The organism is Rossellomorea aquimaris (assembly GCF_000935355.1).
Taxonomy (GTDB): Bacteria; Bacillota; Bacilli; order Bacillales; family Bacillaceae_B; genus Rossellomorea; species Rossellomorea aquimaris_B.
The window spans coordinates 118,555-137,455 of sequence record NZ_JXZC01000005.1 but is presented as its reverse complement, the minus strand read 5'-3'; the positions used below and the strand labels follow the sequence as shown (position 1 = coordinate 137,455).

Sequence of the window (18,901 nt, the reverse complement as noted above, 5' to 3'; positions counted from 1 at the left end):
AGAGATGAGTCAACCAGCAGCGATTGCCAATCGTAAAAACAACATTCTCTCGGCAGTGGATCAACTGGCTGTGAAACTCGTGTCGACCAGCCATCAGATCCACGACAATCCTGAAATCGGTAACGAAGAGTTCTTTGCTTCAGAGACCTTGACCACCCTCCTTGCAGCCAACGGGTTCTCCATTGAACGGGGAGTGGCGGGCCATGAGACTTCCTTTGTGGCACGCAAACATTCAGGAAAAGAAGGGCCGGTGATCGGCTACCTGGCTGAATATGACGCCCTGCCTGGACTCGGTCACGCCTGCGGTCACAATATCATCGGGACGGCAAGCTGCGGGGCGGCCATCGCCCTGTCCTCCGTACTTGATGAAACAGGAGGGGAAGTGGTGGTGTTCGGGACGCCTGCCGAGGAAGGCGGTCCGAATGGAAGTGCGAAGGGCAGTTTTGTTAAGGCGGGCTTGTTCGAAGGAGTGGATGCCTGCATGATGGTCCATCCGTTCAACAGGACAACACAGACAGGGAAAACCCTTGCGGTGGACCCGCTTGATTTCGAATTTAAAGGAAGGTCTGCCCATGCGGCAGCTTCTCCTGAAGACGGCATCAATGCCCTTGATGGTGTGATCCAGCTGTTCAACGGCATTAACGCCCTTCGCCAGCACGTGACCGATGATGTAAGGATCCACGGCATCATCACCCACGGCGGGGACGCACCCAATATCGTCCCTGACTATGCAAAAGCCCGCTTCTATATACGTGCTGCCACCAGGGAAGCATGCAATGGAGTCACGAAGAAAGTGAAAGCCATCGCTGAGGGATCGGCACTTGCCACGGGTACAGAACTGAATGTCATCAAAATCCAAAATGAAGTCGATCACTTTCAGCTCAACCGCCGTTTCGATCAAGTATTCCAGCGCTCCATCGAGTCACTGGGGGAATACTTCGACGATACAGAACGAAAGGGACTCGGTTCCTCCGATGCCGGAAACGTCAGCCGGGTGGTCCCGACCATCCACCCCTACATCAAAATCGGCCCCGAATCCCTCGTCGTCCACACGAACGAATTCAGGGAAGCGGCCAAATCCAGCGAGGGTGACCGGGCGCTTGTGATCGGGGCGAAGGCACTTGCGCTGACGGGGTATGAACTGCTGACGGATGAGCAGCTTTTAGAGGAAATATGGGAAGAGTTCCGTGCAAGTAAGTAAGGTTGGAAAGACAGCCAAATAGGGGCTGTCTTTTTTGTGTGAAAGCTTGTCCTTTATAGAATAACTAGCATATTGGGCTCAGACCCTCGGCACGGTGAACCATTAATGTACCGGGTTCATGTACAGACCTACTGCCACTCAGCCAAACACTTTCAAGACCAGCTATTCTAAAGAGGAAGTAGCAGCCATAGCATTACTGTTAGGCATCGATTTTACCACCAGTAAATTTAATTTAACTGAGTTTTGGATGGGAGTAAACACTGAACTTGAACACGGAAAAAAATACAATCCAACAAATGTAACGGCGGATGATCCCATTACTACCGGGAAAATTGCATTGGCTCATTTAAACGAATTTCCTGATTATTATAGAAGGTTGAAAGTTCTTGAAGATGAGGCAAAAGCGTATTGGAACAAATGAAATGACAAGTAGGTGGGGACGTTCTACACCTATTTGAAACTTTTAATGGGATTGTTTATAGAATCAGGATGGTATCGTGGGTATTAACTCGTCCCTAACAATAGTTAAGGACGAGTTTTTTTGATGTTCTTGTATTCAGAAATCCTATTCATTTATTACAGTTATTTGTTGGCTTTCATATAATCTCGTAATATCAGGTTGAATATTATCTGTAATCAGATAAGTTAAGACGTTTAAAGGAGAAACGATGTGATTAGAAAACGTGTTTAATTTATCAGATGTCACCATCCCGAGCACTTCATTTGATATGGAGACCATCTTTCTTTTAACAGCAGCCTCGGCTAAGCTGGGTACACTAATCCCAATATTAGGATCAATTTTATGAATGCCCATTACGTATAAATCAGCCCTCAAATTATTTAATGACTCCACCGTATCTATCCCTAAATTCACCATGGATTCTTTAAAAAGGGTTCCGCCGATCATGATCACTTCGATATCATGATGATTCATTAAGGCAGTAGCAATCGGAGGACTATTTGTGACGACTGTTGCTTTTAACGTTAAGGGCAGTTGTTTAACAAGATGTAGATTGGTCGTTCCACCATCAATTAACAGAACCATGTTATCCCTAATGAATTCTAATGCTTTTTTTGCTAAATCTATTTTAACTTCATTCAAAACGTCCTGCCTTGTGGTAAAGTCTACAACCGGTGGACCTATTCTTAAAGCTCCGCTGTGAACCCTCCGAATTAACCCTTTGTTATCCAGTTCTTTCAAATCCCTGCGTATGGTATCTTCTGAAACGGAAAGACGTTGACTTAAATCAGCTGCAATCACTTTCTGCTCTTCATTTAAGATCTCTACTATTTTTTGTTGACGTTCAAGTTTTAACAATGGCTTTTCACCCTTAATTAAATATAAATATTATATTTAGGCTCTTTTCGTAAAGATTGTTGCTTTTTTAACATAAGGTCTGCTTGAGCTCTGTCAATCAGTATGTGTTGGACCTAAAAAAAGATTATTTGCTAAAAGTCTTATTTTTCACTAATTCTAACGAGGATTTATGCTCAGAAAGTTGATTGGAGCGGAAGGATACTCGACTCCTGCGGGAATAGCGGGAAAGTTGAGACCCCACAGGGCAAAGCCCGAGGAGGCTAAACTCACGCCCCGCGGAAAGCAAGCATCCTGCAGCGGAAATCAACTACTGCTTGCTACCTTAAGATAACCTCAAACTTTACGAAAAGAGCCTATATGTAAATACTACCACAACTCATTATCTCCACGCCAAACAATTATAAACGTGCATAAATTTAATAAAAACATGCAAATTATATATTTACTTTTAATTGAAATCGCTTTATACTTGTAAAAACAGAACAAGGAGGCACTAACATGCAAAATAGAAAAATATCGATTGCTCCATCGATTATGTGTGCGGATTTGTGTAATTTAGAAAAGAGTGTGAGAGAGATTGAGAGAGTGGGAATCGACACTTTACATATAGACATCATCGACGGTTCATTTAGTCCCAGTATGCCACTCGGGATCGACACAGTTAAACAACTGAGAAAAATCACAAATATGGATTTTGATGTTCATATCATGGCCAAGGAAAATGAGTTTTTCATTCAAGAGATGATTGATATCGGTGTGGAACAAATCACATTTCATATAGAGAGCAGCGTTCATATCGATCGTTATGTCAATTTGATCAGAAATAGCGGAGCGAAAGTGGGAATTGCCTTGAACCCTGCCACTCCATTATCGGTTCTGGACTATGTGCTGCCTCAATGCGATACGGTTTTATTAATGTTAATCAATCCTGGTTTTGCAACGGATAAGGGAGAAAAACAGATATCTTATGCAGTGAAAAAGGTAAAGGACCTTCATCGATACATTCAAGAGAAGGGCTTGAGTACTAGAATAGAGGTAGATGGAAGAGTCTCCCTTGAATCAATTCCTAGTTTAGTAGATGCAGGTGCGGATATCCTGGTTGCCGGGAGCACAAGTTTATTCGTTAAGGGTAATAGTTTAGCTGAAAATAAACAGATCATGGAGAAGGGGATCTCAGAAGGGATTTCTTTAGGGGAGGTAGTGAGATGATGAATTATAATCAAGTTCAAAATGAAATTACAGAAGAGATAGCCAATACATTAGGTCAGGTTAATAGTGAAAGTGTGGCAGAATTAGTATCAGAGATTAAAAAAGCAGAAAAAGTATTTTTTGTGGGAGTTGGCAGAGTCCTGCTTTCTTTGGAAGCGGTTGCTAAACGATTGGCGCATCTTGGTATCAACACATATGTCGTGGGACAAATCACTGAACCGGCAATTACTGAAAATGATTTGCTGATTGTGGGTTCGGGAAGTGGAGAGTCTGCTTTCCCTTTGATCATTGCTAAAAAAGCAAAACAATTCAATGCCAGGGTCGCTCATATTGGAGCAAATCCTGACTGTTCCATGAAGGAATTTACGGATCATTTTGTAAGGATCCCAGTTAGTACAAAATTGCAATTACCTAATGAAATTCCTTCTGTTCAGCCTATGACGAGTTTATTTGAACAAAGTCTATTATTGTTAGGTGATTCTATTGCCTTAATGCTGGTTCGAGAACAAAATATAGAGATGCATAGTCTGTGGAAGTATCACGCTAACCTGGAATAGGTTATAGGCGTGCGAAGTAATTTGCAGAATGGAGGAGAATGATGAAAGCGCTACATTTTGGGGCCGGAAATATAGGAAAGGGATTTATCGGGTATCTGCTTAACAAAACAGGTTACGACGTTTGTTTTGTCGATGTTAATCAAAAAGCGATTGATCAATTTAACGATAATAATAGATACCTTGTTGAAATTCTGGATGATGCCCGTAAAGTCGAATCCATTTCTCCTGTTTCGGCGTTAAATAGTTTAACACAAAGAGAAGAAGTGATGGAAAGAATCGAAAATGCAGATATCATTACTACCTCAGTTGGGGTCAGTAATTTGTCCCGGATTGCTGATGTCATCTCAGAAGGTCTTTTGAGAAGGGTAAAAAAGAACAAAAACAAGTTGGACATTATTGCGAATGAAAATGCGGTCAATGCATCGTCCACATTGAAAGGTGAAATAGAGAAACTTGTTTCGCCAGGAGAGATGGATGAAATCCTGACATTGGTTGGCTTTCCAAACGCTTCAATCGACCGTCTTGCTTTGTCAAAGGAATCCGAGCAGGCTCAAATTGCTATAGTAGAACCTGAGTATGAGTGGGTCATTAACCAAAAAGAAATGGCCAACCATAAACTCCCCATGATTAAAGGTGCGACATATGTTGAGGACCTAAAACCTTATATTGAAAGAAAATTATTTGTCGTTAACATGGCGCATGTAACAACTGCGTATATGGGATATATTCACAATGAATCAACCATCCAAAGTACGCTAAAAAGACCAGAAATAGAGCAGTTTGTCAGGGCGATAATGAATGAAACAGCTCAATACTTCATAAGGAAATACAACGTCAAACAAGAAGAAATGAATAATTATATTAAAAAAACAATAATTCGATTCAAAAATCAGAATATTAGTGATAATATTTTCCGAGTAGGAAGATCCCCTATCAGGAAACTTGGGTATAATGAACGTTTAGTGAAGCCAATGCGAGAACTAGTAGAATTGGGCTTACCATCTAAACACCTGACCTTGGCCGTTTCTGCCGGTTTTATCTATGAGAATCCTCAAGACGAGGAATCTGTCACGATGCAGCATTTCATTCATAAACACGGCATAGAACAGGCAATCGAGCATTTTACGGGAATAAGGGATGATAGGATTCTATCTATTTTAAGGGATAACTATTACAACTTGAAAGAGAAACAAAGGGAAAAAGTATCTTCTGTATTAATCGATTAAGAAAGGAATTGGGATCATGCTCAGTCATTATTTAGAAAACACAATCAACTTGATGGATTCAGTATCCTCTTGGGAGGAGTCTGTTAGGGTAGCTGCAGAGCCCCTTTTGAATCAAGGGAACATTAATGAAAGTTATATACAGGATATGATCAGTAATATCCACGAATTCGGCCCCTACATCGTTATTGTACCTGGAATAGCCATGCCGCATGCTCAAAATAAGGGTGGAGTGAACGAGAATGGGGTTTCCTTATTAAAGTTACATACACCAGTCCTTTACCCGGAAAATAAGGAAGTCAATGTTGTATTGGTATTAGCCGCAACTGACAGTACGGGTCATCTTGATTTAATTTCAGACCTATCTACTGTATTAGCTGATGAAGAGGTTAAGGACAGTTTAGAGGTGGCTGAAAGTAAGGATGAAATACTAAGACTAATTAGGGGTGTCGAGTGATTAATAGCTTGATAAAGATGAATCCCCTACGCTAAGGTGAAGTTTATTCTTTGATCTATAATGCAATTTTATGACATCTAAATGGAAAGGGTGGAAATTGTATGTCAACTCAAACCGTGATGGAACAGACTCCTGTATCGAAGCCGTCAACTCGTGCGAAAATACAAGCAATGGGTGGATTCTTAACCAATATGGTGCTGCCTAATATAGGAGCATTTATAGCATGGGGAATACTGACAGCGCTTTTTATTCCCACAGGCTGGTTGCCGAATGAATATCTTGCAGAAATGGTTGGACCGACCATTACGTACTTATTGCCCCTGCTCTTAGCTTATACCGGTGGTAGAATGGTAGGCGGACAAAGAGGGGCCGTCATGGGTTCGATCGGGGCCATCGGATTAATTATTGGTTCTGATATCCCTATGTTCTTAGGGGCAATGATCATCGGACCGATTGGTGGTTGGGCGATCAAACGTTTTGATAAGCTGCTGGAAAATAAAATACCTGCTGGATTTGAAATGGTGATCAACAACTTCTCAATTGGTATTTTAGGCTTCTTTTTATTACTCCTTTCTTATACCGTTATCGGTCCGGTAATCGAAGCGGCTAACGAAATGGTTACTGCTGCGATTGAAGCATTAGTTGGAACCGGTTTCTTACCGTTGCTGTCCCTTATAAATGAACCAGCGAAAGTTCTGTTTTTAAATAATGTGATTGACCAAGGGATCTATTATCCACTTGGTATGCAGGAAACACTTGAAGCGGGTAAATCCATTTACTTTACTGTAGCATCCAACCCTGGACCAGGTCTTGGCTTGCTATTAGCTTTTACTGTATTCGGGAACAAAATTTCCAGAAGGACTGCACCCGGTGCCATTATCATCCACTTCTTTGGCGGAATCCATGAACTATACTTTCCATACGTACTAATGAAACCACTTACAATCCTGGGTATGATTGCCGGGGGGATGTCAGGTGTTGCTACTTTCCAACTTTTCGGTTCCGGTCTTGTAGCCGGTCCAAGTCCAGGTTCAATTTTCGCATACTTAGCATTAACGCCTAAAGGGAACTTCTTGGGGATTATTCTAGGTGTAGTGGTGGCGACAGCAGTTTCCTTTCTTGTGACATCCCTTGTCTTGAAGTTGGATCGAAAAGATGACGATGAAGCTGCCTTAACAGAGTCTATTGAAAAGTCTAAAACGATGAAGAATGAAGGAAAACAAATTTTAACTAAAGCTCCAGAGGAAGCAGCCAGCAAAAGCATCAATAAAATTTCATTTGCTTGTGATGCCGGCGCTGGAAGCAGTGCAATGGGCGCCACAACCTTTAGAAGAAAGCTTGAAAAACAGAACATTGACGGCATCGAAGTAAAACACTATAGAATTGAAGATGTCCCAAAAGATTCAGACATCATTGTCGTCCATAAAAATCTGTATGATAGAACGAGACTTTCGTTTGAAAACCATGAGATTATTACGATTGAGAATTATATCGGTGATCCTAAACTTGAAAAGTTGTTAGTTGACTTAAAGGAGCAATAAGGGTAGCGACGTAATAGGGTATTACATTAAGCTATCAGGCACTGGAGAGTTGAAAAAAAGTAGAATAAAGCGAATGAGCATCCTTCGGGGTGCTTTTTTGTTTTGACGTAAAATGAAGTTAACCGATGAACAAAAGAGAGGTCGCTCATTATTAAAGTAAGAAAGGGATCATTCCTTTTACAATAGTAAATTCAATTTAACTTAGTTTTGGATGGGAGTAAATATTGAACTTAAACACGGGAAAGAATACAACCTGACAAACCTTACAGGGATGACCCGATCACTACCGGGGAAATTTTAACTGCTTGTGAATCCTCAAACAAACAGTGGTGAAAAATTAAAGGTTGCAAGCGATTACAAATTTATGTTACCTTATGTGTAACCGGTTACACAAATAACCAACCAAACGAACAGGAAGTGACGCACGTGGCAACAATCAAGGATGTGGCGAGTGAAGCGGGGGTGTCAGTGGCGACGGTCTCCCGGGTGCTCAATGATAACGGCTATGTAGGAGCCGAGACGAGGAAGAAAGTGATGGTGGCGATCGAGAAGCTGAATTACAGCCCGAACGAGGTTGCCCGCTCTCTATATAAACGGGAGTCGAGACTGATCGGACTGCTGCTTCCCGATATCACGAACCCATACTTCCCGCAGCTGGCGAGAGGGGTCGAGGATGAAGTGAGTGAGGCCGGATTCAGGCTCCTCCTTGGAAACAGCGACGAGAACATCCAGAAAGAGCTGGATTATATCCAGACCTTTGTTCAGAACAATGTCGTCGGCATGATTTCTGCGACCAATCATGTGGAGCATGACCAGCTGTATAGTGAATTGAATCTCCCACTCGTTCTCCTTGACCGGACCACGGACAACTATCCGGCAGTGTATGCGGACGGACGCAAAGGAGGACGCCTGGCGGCTAAGACCTTAGTGGAAAAAGGAGCGAAGCGGATCACCGTCATGAAGGGACCGGCCCACGTCAAGCCGGCACAGGACCGATTCCGTGGAGCCGTCGAGTACCTAAGCGGGACGGACGTCGATTTCACCGTGATGTCCACGACCTCGTTCTCCTTTGAAGACGCAAAGGGCTGGGCAGAAGAACTGTTCGCCACCTATCCTGATACGGATGGGGTCATCGCGAGCAATGATATCGTCGGGATCGCGATTCTCCATGAGGCCTTGAGGCTTGGGAAAAAGATTCCGGAAGACGTCCAGATCATTGGCTACGATGACATCCCCCAGAGCAGCCTTTCCTATCCGGCGCTCTCCACGATCAGGCAGCCGGCTTACGAAATGGGCAGGCAGGCCGCGGCACTTTTGATTAAACTGATAAAAAAAGAAAAAGACATCGATACAACCGTTCAGCTTCCGGTTGAACTCATACAGCGAAACACAACACGAAAGGGATGAAGGAAGATGAAAAAAGCGAAAATTGCCGTGATTGGCAGTTCATCCATGGATTTGGTGGTCACATCAGCGAAACGCCCCGGTGCAGGGGAAACGGTACTGGGCGACAGCTTTGACACCGTACCCGGAGGAAAAGGAGCCAACCAGGCCGTTGCCGCAGCAAGGCTTGGAGCTGACGTGTACATGATCGGATGCGTAGGCGATGATCCATACGGCAAAGAGATTTTGGAAAACTTTAAGAGCAACGGTGTTCATACCGACTATGTGGAACCGGTTACAGGTCAGAAATCCGGAACCGCTCATATCATTCTCGCTGAAGGGGACAACAGCATTGTCGTCGTAAAAGGGGCCAATGATCTTGTGACACCAGAGTACGTCGAGAAAACAGCCGATTTCCTCAAAACATGTGATCTCATCATGATCCAGCAGGAAATCCCGGAGGAAACGGTCGAGTACGTGGCACACCTGTGCAACAAAATTGAGGTACCACTGCTACTTAACCCGGCACCGGCACGGAAGATCTCAGAGAAAGTCATCATTGGTGCCAGCTACCTGACACCAAATGAACATGAAGCAGATGTGCTCTTTAATGGAATGAAACCGTCAGAAGCGCTGAAACAATATCCTGACAAAGTCATCATCACCGAAGGAGCAGCCGGAGTCCGCTACCATAGCGGCACAAAGGAAATCCTCGTTCCTTCCTTCAAAGTCGAGGTCGTCGATACGACAGGGGCAGGCGATACTTTCAATGCCGCATTCGGAACAGCCGTTGCTGAAGGACAAACAATGGAAGAAAGCCTCAGATTCGCAAACCGTGCCGCATCCCTTTCCGTGACCGGATTCGGGGCACAGGGCGGAATGCCGACAAGAGACGAAGTGGAAAGGAAGCTGGCAGAATGAAACGACATGGCATCTTGAACAGTCACATAGCAAAAGTATTAGCCGACCTCGGCCACACTGATACGATAGTCGTGGCCGATGCCGGTCTCCCAATTCCGTCAGACGTCGTGAAAATCGACCTGGCATTGAAACCAGGAGAGCCATCCTTCCTTGACGTGGTCCAACTGTTAAAGGAAGAAATGGTCGTCGAAACCGTAACGCTTGCAGAAGAAGTGGAAACGAATACAGGGGTCCATAAACAGATGACCTCATGGTTTGACGGGATCCAGTATGTATCCCATGAAGAGTTCAAGAAAGAAACCCATAAGGCGAAGGCCGTCATCCGGACGGGGGAAGTCACACCGTACGCGAATTGTATCCTTCACGCGGGAGTCATTTTTTAAAACAAAGGGGGTAGTAGCATGCAGATCAGCATGAAGAATATCCATAAAGCATTTGGGACGAACCAGGTCCTTGAAGGCGTGGACATCGAGATCCAGCACGGTGAGGTCCATGCCCTGATGGGGGAAAACGGTGCCGGAAAGTCGACCCTGATGAACATCCTGACGGGTCTTCACAAGAAAGATCAGGGAACGATCACCATCGACGGGAAGGACATGACGTTCGATAATCCGAAGCAGGCCGAGGAATTCGGCGTTGCCTTCATCCATCAGGAGCTGAACGTCTGGCCGGAGATGACCGTCCTTGAGAATCTTTTCATCAATAAGGAACCGGTTACACAATTCGGTCTCATCAATACGAGAAAAATGAAAGCGATTGCGAATGAGCAGTTTGAAAAGCTGAACATTTCCATCCCCATCACAAAAGAAGCAGGACAGTGCTCCGTCGGTCAGCAGCAAATGATCGAAATCGCCAAAGCCCTCATGACGGATGCAAAAGTCATCATCATGGACGAGCCGACTGCGGCCTTGACGGACCGGGAAATCGAGACGCTCTTCACCGTCATCCGTTCCCTAAAGAAAGCCGGCGTGTCGATTGTATACATCTCCCACCGGATGGAAGAGATCTTCACGATTTGTGACACCATCACGGTCATGCGGGACGGACGCACGGTGGATACGACGCCGATCCCAGAAACCAACTTCGATGAAGTCGTGAAGAAAATGGTCGGACGTGAATTAACAGACCGCTTTCCAAAACGCCAACCAAAGCCAGGCGAAACGATGCTTGAAGTCAGGAACCTGACGAAGAAGGGACTTTTTGAAAAAGTGAGCTTTGAAGTACGTTCAGGCGAAATTGTCGGCATGTCAGGATTGATGGGGGCAGGACGGACGGAAATCATGCGCACCATCTTCGGACTCGACGGACGATATGAAGGCGAAATCCTCGTGAACGGGAAACCGGTCACCATTAAAACACCAGATCAAGCAGTAAAGCTCGGTCTTGGATTCATCACCGAGGATCGGAAGGATGAAGGACTCGTCCTCGACTTTTCCCTGAAGGATAATATCGCTCTTCCAAGCCTCTACAGCTTCACAAAGAAAGGCTTGATCAACGATAAAAGCGAACAGGACTTTGTGGAAATGCTCATCAAACGGCTGACGATTAAAACTGAATCAGCCCGGACTCACGCAAAGAACCTTTCGGGTGGGAACCAGCAGAAGGTAGTCATCGCCAAATGGATCGGGATCGGTCCGAAGGTGCTCATCCTCGACGAACCAACAAGGGGAGTCGATGTCGGGGCGAAACGGGAGATCTATCAACTGATGAACGAGCTCACCGACCGGGGCGTCGCGATCGTGATGGTATCATCCGAGCTGCCGGAAGTACTAGGAATGAGCGACCGCATCCTCGTCGTCCATGAAGGGACCATCGCAGGAGAGCTATCAAAGGAAGACGCAACACAGGAAAAAATCATGACATTGGCGACAGGAGGTCACGCACATGAATAACGCACTCAAAACGAATCACGTCGGCAATCTGATGCAAAAGCTCGGTCCACTCCTCGGACTGTTTGTGCTGATTGCGACCGTATCCATCATCAACCCTAGTTTTCTAGAACCCTTGAACTTATTGAATCTATTACGACAGGTTGCGATCAACGCCCTGATTGCCTACGGGATGACCTTCGTCATTTTGACCGGGGGAATTGACTTATCCGTCGGCTCGATCCTCGCCTTATCCAGTGCCCTCATGGCAGGGATGATGGTATCGGGAATCGACCCGATCCTTGCGATCTTGATCGGCTGTATCCTCGGAGCCGTGATGGGAATGGTCAACGGATTATTGATCACAAAAGGAAAAATGGCACCATTCATCGCAACACTTGCAACAATGACGATGTTCCGTGGTTTAACGCTTGTATACACAGACGGAAATCCAATCACGGGACTCGGTGACAGCTATGCATTCCAACTGTTCGGAAGAGGATACTTCCTTGGAATCCCGGTACCTGCCGTCACGATGATCCTGACGTTTGCGATCCTTTGGGTGATCCTGCATAAAACCCCGTTCGGCCGAAAAACGTATGCCATCGGTGGAAATGAAAAAGCAGCACTTATCTCAGGAATCAAAGTACCACGCATCAAAGTGATGATCTACTCCCTGACCGGCTTACTGGCAGCACTCGCAGGAGCAATTCTGACGTCACGCCTGAATTCAGCCCAGCCGACTGCCGGTACATCCTATGAACTAGATGCCATCGCCGCCGTCGTCCTTGGCGGGACAAGCCTGTCAGGCGGACGCGGACTGATCGTCGGAACACTGATCGGTGCACTCATCATCGGAACGTTAAACAACGGTCTGAACCTGCTCGGCGTCTCATCCTTCTTCCAAATGGTCGTAAAGGGTGTCGTCATCATCATCGCGGTTCTCATCGACCGAAAGAAAGCAGCGTAGGAGGGATACTATGAAAAAAGCATGGTTACTACTAATCAGTTTGTCACTCCTATTCCTCGGCGCCTGCTCCCTGCAGCCGCCGGAATGGGCCAAGCCAAATAAAAGCTCAAACCCGGAAGACATTAAAATCGGACTATCCGTTTCAACACTTAATAACCCATTCTTCGTCTCCATGAAAAACGGGGTAGAAGACGAAGCGAAGAAACAAGGCATGGAAGTCGTCGTCGTTGATGCCCAGAATGATGCTGCAAAACAGATCAATGACGTAGAAGACCTTATCCAGCAGGGTGTCAACGTCTTACTCATCAACCCGACGGACTCAGCGGCCATCTCTACTGCCGTCCAGTCGGCCAACAGCCTGGGCATTCCCGTCGTCACCCTTGACCGTTCAGCGGAAAAAGGAGACGTCGCCACACTCGTCAGCTCCGATAACGAAAAGGGAGGAGAAATGGCCGGAGAATACCTCGTTGAGCAGCTTGGTGAAGGAGCAAAGGTTGCAGAACTGGAAGGTGTCCCTGGAGCATCCGCCACCCGTGAGCGGGGAGCCGGGTTCCATAACATCGCGGATGAAAAGCTCGATGTAGTAGCCAAACAGACGGCGAACTTTGATCGTACCGAAGGATTAAATACGATGGAAAACCTGATTCAGGGGAATCCAGATATCAAAGCGGTGTTCGCTCATAACGATGAAATGGCGTTGGGTGCACTGCAGGCGATCCAGAGTTCTGGTCGTGACGTTTTAGTCGTTGGATTTGATGGAAATGAAGATGCGATGACTAGCATTCGTAATGGTAACCTGTCTGCGACTGTTGCTCAGCAACCTGAGAAGATTGGTTCGTTGGCCGTTCAGGCTGGGGCTGATGTGTTGTCAGGGAAGAAGGTAGACAAGAAGATTCCGGTGCCGTTGAAGTTGGTGACGGAGGAGAATATAGAAGATTCTTCAGAATAAATTGTAGTGGTAAACCTCATTCGTGCATTTGTACGAATGAGGTTTTTTTCCTTTATTGCTAAAAGTAGTGGAGAAAAGGTAGATATTTAATGTTAGATGATAATACAAAAAAACCAGAATTTGCATCAACTGTAACACCTACACAGGGATTGAAAGCCAACATGCGTGATAATTATTTGGAGAGAGAACTAGTAGGTTTATTACAATTTTCCCATGGTAGAGAATTACAAGGACATTGGGGTAGTGCTATTAAATCAGTTGGAAATTATGTAAAGGAAAATGGTAAAACATTCAAGTGTACCTTAAGGTGTCCACCTCTTCTATATGCTTTAAATAATGGATTAGGATCAGAAACAACACCTACTCAGAATGAGTCTAAGGGATTCAAGTTCATCCATATACAAGCCGATGTACCAGTTCTAGACTAAATTGATAAAAAGATCTCCTTTGGTCTTGTTTATTTTGTTTAATAAAATATTGATTTTTGTAATAGATTAATATTCCCCTTTATAAATAAAGAATATTAAAAACTATTATTCACTTTATATAGTATAAAATGAGACTCTTATACCTATACTGAAGTGTAAGAAGTCTAAACTCTAAGGGGGGTCCAAGATGGGGAGAGCTAAACGTGATATGGAAGAAAGAGAAGCAGCGCAGGCCAGGAAGATAAATTATCTTAAGGAAATTAAAGGATATACAGAGTGCGTTGAATGCACAAAATTATTTATAAGCCCTCATGGTTCGCTTATATGTGATGAATGTTTTGGAGAAAAACTTAGAAAAGAATAAGGAGCATGAAGCTCCTTATTTGTTTATCTTTGGGGTCTGACCCCATTTTATTTCACCTGGAGGATCTTCACCTCTATATGTGGATTCTGTTGAATACCATGAATGAGGATGGGACTCAGGTATATGTTTGGTAAAAGGTGCTATATTCGGTCAATCTTGAAATTTTGAGAGATTCTGTGTTTTACAGTGGTTCGCTGTATACAACTTTTTTTGCATTATTGTATTAAAAGGCTGAAGCTGTAAAAGCTTATCCTCGTCAATCTTCTCTAATGACACATCACTGCTCCAACGCCAGTTACTTACTAACCCGTATGACTAAGGTGAAAAAGTTAACGCGTTGGGATATTCATGGAACTAATCTATTTATAGTATTTATGTATAATATTGGGGTCTGACCCTCTGTACGATGAAGCATTAATGTACTGGGGGTCAGACCCCGATTTTTCAAAGTACCCTCCTGGTGCAGATCTTTGTACAAGTTAGATTTTTATCGAGCACGTAAAAATTCTTAGAGTGTAGAAACATTTACTAATGGGAGATAATAAAATCGATTAAACCTATTAAGAGTTCTATTTTAACTTTCCTTTCTCTTAATAGGCCGATCAGGAAGACTTTCAAATATACCTTGGAAACTAAGATTTGATTCTTCTAATTTTCTTCTGAGAGTTAGTACGAATGTTGCACTCTCTGATGTTGTATATGAATCATACAATATTGCTTTTGTTCGTTTTGCCAACTCTATTATTTCTTCTGGTGTCCAAATATGCATTTCGTTACCTGGGCTAGCAGCGGGATTAGCTGCAACAATTGGACCAACTATCATTAATTTTCTAAAACGATGAGATTTTGGAAACTCTTCTTCGTACCAAATATTATGGTTGTGAGACTGCCCAACATCTTTTTTTGAATATTGGGAGGTATCAACTTTGTCCTCTTTGCTTTCTAGTAAAATGTCAAATTCAGGTGAAGCCCAAAATACATCAGGTCCACGACCTATGTTACTCAACTGGTCTGGGCGGCTTGATTCAAATCCTAGATAACGTCCTAGCCAATAAAGAGCTGTTTCATACTGGTTAGATGAGCTTTTTAATGAAAAAATAGGTGCTAGTCGCCCATCCATTTCACTAAATGATCCATAGTTAAAGTCACCTCTCTCACTTAACACTTTTGCAATTCTCTCTGGTTGGGAATCACCAGTAGCTATGACTGGTAAAGAAGGAGTAGGTGCAGGTTCTAGGTTTAACCTCCCAAGGGCTCTATAAGTACCTCCAGATCTATTGAAATATCTCTCCGCAGCTGAATAATTTTCACTTAATTGATAAGCATATCCTATCCAGTGTGCATGCCAAGCAGCCTGAGCTTTATCATTCACATAGAGTTCTTCAAGAGTCTCTTCTAATGAGCGAGCTGCACGTGCATAATTTCTGTTCCATAAATTTTTGAGAAAGAGACGTTCAGCTCTAGCCACTTTGGTTTGGTGTGTTTCTTCGACTTCAACTTTACTTTCAACTTGGGAGGTTACAGAGAATTGTTGAACACGAGTCTTGTGTAAATTTGTCCATCCTTTATTACGGTTGGAGTTTATTACAGTAGAGACCAACCCAGCAAGGTCATCAATTGATTTTAATTCCTTAGTTAATTCTTCACCCAATTCTAATTGGGCTTTTGTAAAAGGTGATAGCACATTACGATTAGTTTTACGGGTAATCCAATCTGCCATATCATCCCCAAGTAAAAATACAGCTCCATAATCGTCGGTTCCACGAGATATTCGACCCATAGACTGAACTACCCGGGATGCTACAGTTCCTTGTAAGAACTTATTTTCACCTAAATTACTCCATAAAAACTTTTCCATTAATCCTGTACCTGAAGGAAGACCATCTATAATCAGTAATCTACAAGTATCACCTGGAAAATCCATACCTTCAAATCGTGCAGGGGCAACCAATATTCCATGGGAGGCATTTTTAAATTCGTCTACTTTATCTGAGAAGTCATCCGATGAAAATGATATTTCGTAATCACGCCACTTTCGTGCCTGATATTCACTCTTTGGGATAATTAAAACCTTTTCTTTTCTACTTAAATTAATAATAAATTCAAACATTTCTTCTTTAATATTTGGATTCATGTAAGGGGTCACAATTAATCTTTCAGATTCACCAGCACTCGTTTTTGGATCAATATGAATATCAGGGAGGAATCCAAATGTACGGATGAATTCAGGTTTATCTTGTACTGTTGCTGAAAGAAATACCTTTCTAGTTTGTTCAGACATAAAACTAAGCTCTTGGACAGGTGGTAAAAAAGGTGTTATTTCTATTGAGTTAGAAGTAAGAAAGACTGAACATAAATCTAAATTGTTTCTTAAATGTTCCCAAGAAAACATTGTAGACATTTTTTCGGTAACTTTCTCATTTGTTAATGTCTCGACAACTTTTCCAAATATCTTGCTCCAAACAAACAAAGGAATAAAGAGAACTGATGGATCATTTTTATATGTTACAACCTGATCAAATTCTTGTAAACGGTATGTACTATTAAAATAAGGGCGAACTAATCCAACTAAAGATGCGTATGTTTTAGGAAATTCATCCTCTGAAATTTTAAGTGTGAAGTTTTCCCTCACAATATGAGAAGCTACATGGGAATCGTCAAATATAATTCCTTTAATATCATTGCGGAATCTACGGTTTTTCCCGTTAAATAAGGTTTGATAGTTTGTCAAGCATTGAACATCACCTAGGTTAAACTCACGTTCATATTTCATTTCTCTATTAAAATATGTTGCTACTTTTAACCCAAGGCTCTCAGCAGCATCACTCGTTTGTTTAATAAGCTGGTTAGATCCGCACAAATAAAAAACTCTGTCCTCTAACTCGTTTACTAATGACTGACCATAGAGTAAACCTATTACTGTTTTTCCACCTCCAGTATTTAAATTCACTGCAATGTTATTGTGTTCTCTTTCATTAGAGAGTTCTTCAAGAGCTAGGTATTGACCACGCCATAAATCATTTACTTTGCCTTTTGGCAGACCATCGTAAATTTTAATTGGATTTACTTCTTTAGATTTTTCAGACTGATCAAGGAATTTACTAAAGTCAAAAGTCACTATGATACCTCCATAATAGTTTGTTATCTATTTTACCATATTAAACAAAATTTGTTATTTGGTTAGGGAGTAATCACTTGTTAAGCTTACTAATTCTAAAGAAAATCAAATATTATTAGTTTTTTTAGAAAAAATATGAGTTTATTAATTTTTATTAATAGGAAGGAAATGTAAGAAAATTGTCGAATAGATAACAATGATTTCTAATTATTTGGAGGGGAGTACCATGAGTACAGATCATTCTGCTTCTGGCCCAGCATTAGGATATGTATACCAGTTTGATCGTGCAACTTATAATCTCTTTCAGTCTTCAGTTGACGTTGTTGAAATAGGGATTGAGGATATTGATGACGTGAGTGTACATTATCATAACGGAAAAGAAATTAGAGAACAGGATAAATCGACCGTAAAGTCCAATTCGCCTCTTTCTGATAGAAGTGTTGCATTATGGAAGACATTACATATTTGGGCGGAGACAATTAAGAGAGACCCAACAATTCTATTAAATACAGAGTTCCACCTTGTTACAAATGGATCAATTTCATCTAAGTGTCTTGCCAAAAGAATAAATAATGTAAAAGAGATTGAGTCAGCAGAAATAATTTGTAATGAACTAAAGGAAATTATTCCTACTTTAAGGGAGGATTTAATTGGATATGGTAATACTCTTTTGAGTATAAGTGAAGAGCAACTGAAAAATCTGATCATAAAAATTTCAATATTTGATAAAATGAGTTCTGAATTTGGTGGTGACCTGGAAAATATACAAGCTCTTAGGGTTTTTGAGACAAACATGAAAGTTGGTATATTTGATCAAATGAAAGGTTGGGTAACTAGGAACATTAGGTATTCGGTTGAAAATAAGCAACGTCCGAGAATTACCAGAAAGGACTTTGATAAGGAGTTAAAAGGGCTATTCAGGAAAGTGAATGTTGCTCGGTTGACCGCATTAATTGAGCCATTTGATATTCATGTTGATATTAATAAGTATGACTCATATGGGTTTGTAAAACAGTTAGATTGGATTAATGCAGATGAAGAATTAATTAGAGAGTCAATTTTAGATTATTTGCATGCACAAGACACTCGTATGAAATGGTCAGATAATGATACAGTTTCTGAGACAACTCTTTTACTCTATGAAAACGATTTGAAAAGATGTTGGGAAACTGCAAGAAGAAGAGCAAATAGGCAACCATTTTCTTCTTTAGAAATAAAAGGGCAAGAGTGTTTGGATCTAACAATAGAAAATAACACTTATATTCATAATGAAATTTTGCCAAAGTCAATTTCAAGTGGAAATTTCCATGCATTGGCACATTTTAGTATGGAAAAAGAACCAGTTATAGGTTGGCACCCTAGCTTTAAGTCGCTATCGAAAGGAAAGTCTTAAC

The 18,901-nt window shown here is 42.4% G+C and carries 18 protein-coding genes; 16 read left to right on the top strand and 2 right to left on the bottom strand.

Translation table 11 applies throughout. From position 1 onward, the window contains the following. Positions 1-4 precede the first annotated feature (4 nt). On the top strand, positions 5-1,201 hold the full coding sequence (locus TV75_RS13840) for a M20 family metallopeptidase (protein WP_044339380.1): 1,197 nt from the start codon (positions 5-7) through the stop codon (positions 1,199-1,201). Between the two features lie 118 nt (positions 1,202-1,319). Then, entirely contained in the window at positions 1,320-1,622 is a 303-nt protein-coding gene (locus TV75_RS13835) for a DUF5661 family protein (protein WP_044339379.1), read from the top strand. 144 nt (positions 1,623-1,766) lie between these two features. Here the strand turns inward: TV75_RS13835 and TV75_RS13830 are convergent, their stop codons facing one another. Further along, complete coding sequence (locus TV75_RS13830) at positions 1,767-2,519, bottom strand: DeoR/GlpR family DNA-binding transcription regulator (RefSeq protein ID WP_044339378.1); 753 nt, start codon at positions 2,517-2,519, stop codon at positions 1,767-1,769. Between the two features lie 498 nt (positions 2,520-3,017). Here TV75_RS13830 and TV75_RS13825 point away from each other — a divergent pair, with 498 nt between their 5' ends. The 13 genes from TV75_RS13825 (at position 3,018) to TV75_RS21890 (ending at position 14,389) form a co-directional block, all read left to right on the top strand. Beyond that, a complete protein-coding gene (locus tag TV75_RS13825; RefSeq protein WP_044339377.1) occupies positions 3,018-3,728 on the top strand; it encodes a ribulose-phosphate 3-epimerase in 711 nt (236 codons plus the stop codon). Beyond that, positions 3,725-4,285: a 6-phospho-3-hexuloisomerase gene (gene hxlB / locus TV75_RS13820; RefSeq protein ID WP_216593410.1), complete on the top strand. Its 561-nt coding sequence runs from the start codon at positions 3,725-3,727 to the stop codon at positions 4,283-4,285. The genes TV75_RS13825 and hxlB overlap by 4 nt, the downstream gene beginning before the upstream one ends. 41 nt (positions 4,286-4,326) lie before the next feature. After that, on the top strand, positions 4,327-5,511 hold the full coding sequence (locus TV75_RS13815; protein ID WP_044339376.1) for a mannitol-1-phosphate 5-dehydrogenase: 1,185 nt from the start codon (positions 4,327-4,329) through the stop codon (positions 5,509-5,511). Between the two features lie 16 nt (positions 5,512-5,527). Beyond that, the gene (locus TV75_RS13810) at positions 5,528-5,965 is read left to right on the top strand and encodes a PTS sugar transporter subunit IIA (protein ID WP_044339375.1); all 438 of its coding nucleotides are present in this window, start codon (positions 5,528-5,530) and stop codon (positions 5,963-5,965) included. A 119-nt stretch (positions 5,966-6,084) separates the two neighbouring features. Next, the gene (locus TV75_RS13805; RefSeq protein ID WP_044339465.1) at positions 6,085-7,506 is read left to right on the top strand and encodes a PTS mannitol transporter subunit IICB; all 1,422 of its coding nucleotides are present in this window, start codon (positions 6,085-6,087) and stop codon (positions 7,504-7,506) included. 426 nt (positions 7,507-7,932) lie between these two features. Further along, the gene (locus tag TV75_RS13800) at positions 7,933-8,913 is read left to right on the top strand and encodes a LacI family DNA-binding transcriptional regulator (protein WP_044339374.1); all 981 of its coding nucleotides are present in this window, start codon (positions 7,933-7,935) and stop codon (positions 8,911-8,913) included. A 6-nt stretch (positions 8,914-8,919) separates the two neighbouring features. Continuing rightward, complete coding sequence (gene rbsK, locus TV75_RS13795; RefSeq protein ID WP_044339373.1) at positions 8,920-9,810, top strand: ribokinase; 891 nt, start codon at positions 8,920-8,922, stop codon at positions 9,808-9,810. Continuing rightward, complete coding sequence (gene rbsD / locus TV75_RS13790) at positions 9,807-10,193, top strand: D-ribose pyranase (RefSeq protein ID WP_044339372.1); 387 nt, start codon at positions 9,807-9,809, stop codon at positions 10,191-10,193. Before rbsK ends, rbsD begins: the two co-directional genes overlap by 4 nt. An 18-nt stretch (positions 10,194-10,211) precedes the next feature. Further along, positions 10,212-11,702 carry a sugar ABC transporter ATP-binding protein gene (locus tag TV75_RS13785; RefSeq protein ID WP_044339371.1) on the top strand — a complete coding sequence of 497 codons (1,491 nt, stop codon included), beginning with the start codon at positions 10,212-10,214 and terminating at the stop codon, positions 11,700-11,702. Beyond that, the gene (gene rbsC / locus TV75_RS13780) at positions 11,695-12,648 is read left to right on the top strand and encodes a ribose ABC transporter permease RbsC (protein WP_044339370.1); all 954 of its coding nucleotides are present in this window, start codon (positions 11,695-11,697) and stop codon (positions 12,646-12,648) included. Before TV75_RS13785 ends, rbsC begins: the two co-directional genes overlap by 8 nt. 10 nt (positions 12,649-12,658) lie before the next feature. Beyond that, positions 12,659-13,597 (top strand): ribose ABC transporter substrate-binding protein RbsB, encoded by a 939-nt coding sequence (gene rbsB / locus TV75_RS13775; RefSeq protein ID WP_044339369.1) that lies wholly within the window; start codon positions 12,659-12,661, stop codon positions 13,595-13,597. Between the two features lie 89 nt (positions 13,598-13,686). Continuing rightward, positions 13,687-14,025: a hypothetical protein gene (locus tag TV75_RS13770; RefSeq protein ID WP_044339368.1), complete on the top strand. Its 339-nt coding sequence runs from the start codon at positions 13,687-13,689 to the stop codon at positions 14,023-14,025. Positions 14,026-14,212: 187 nt separating this feature from the next. Next, a complete protein-coding gene (locus TV75_RS21890; protein ID WP_156142441.1) occupies positions 14,213-14,389 on the top strand; it encodes a hypothetical protein in 177 nt (58 codons plus the stop codon). A 574-nt stretch (positions 14,390-14,963) separates the two neighbouring features. On the opposite strand, the gene TV75_RS13765 is transcribed toward TV75_RS21890, so the two are convergent. Then, positions 14,964-17,507, bottom strand: a complete 2,544-nt coding sequence (locus tag TV75_RS13765) for a helicase C-terminal domain-containing protein (protein ID WP_044339367.1) — start codon at positions 17,505-17,507, stop codon at positions 14,964-14,966. A 226-nt stretch (positions 17,508-17,733) separates the two neighbouring features. Between TV75_RS13765 and TV75_RS13760 the strand changes: the two genes are divergently transcribed. Next, the gene (locus TV75_RS13760; RefSeq protein WP_044339366.1) at positions 17,734-18,900 is read left to right on the top strand and encodes an ABC-three component system protein; all 1,167 of its coding nucleotides are present in this window, start codon (positions 17,734-17,736) and stop codon (positions 18,898-18,900) included. Position 18,901: the final 1 nt, after the last annotated feature.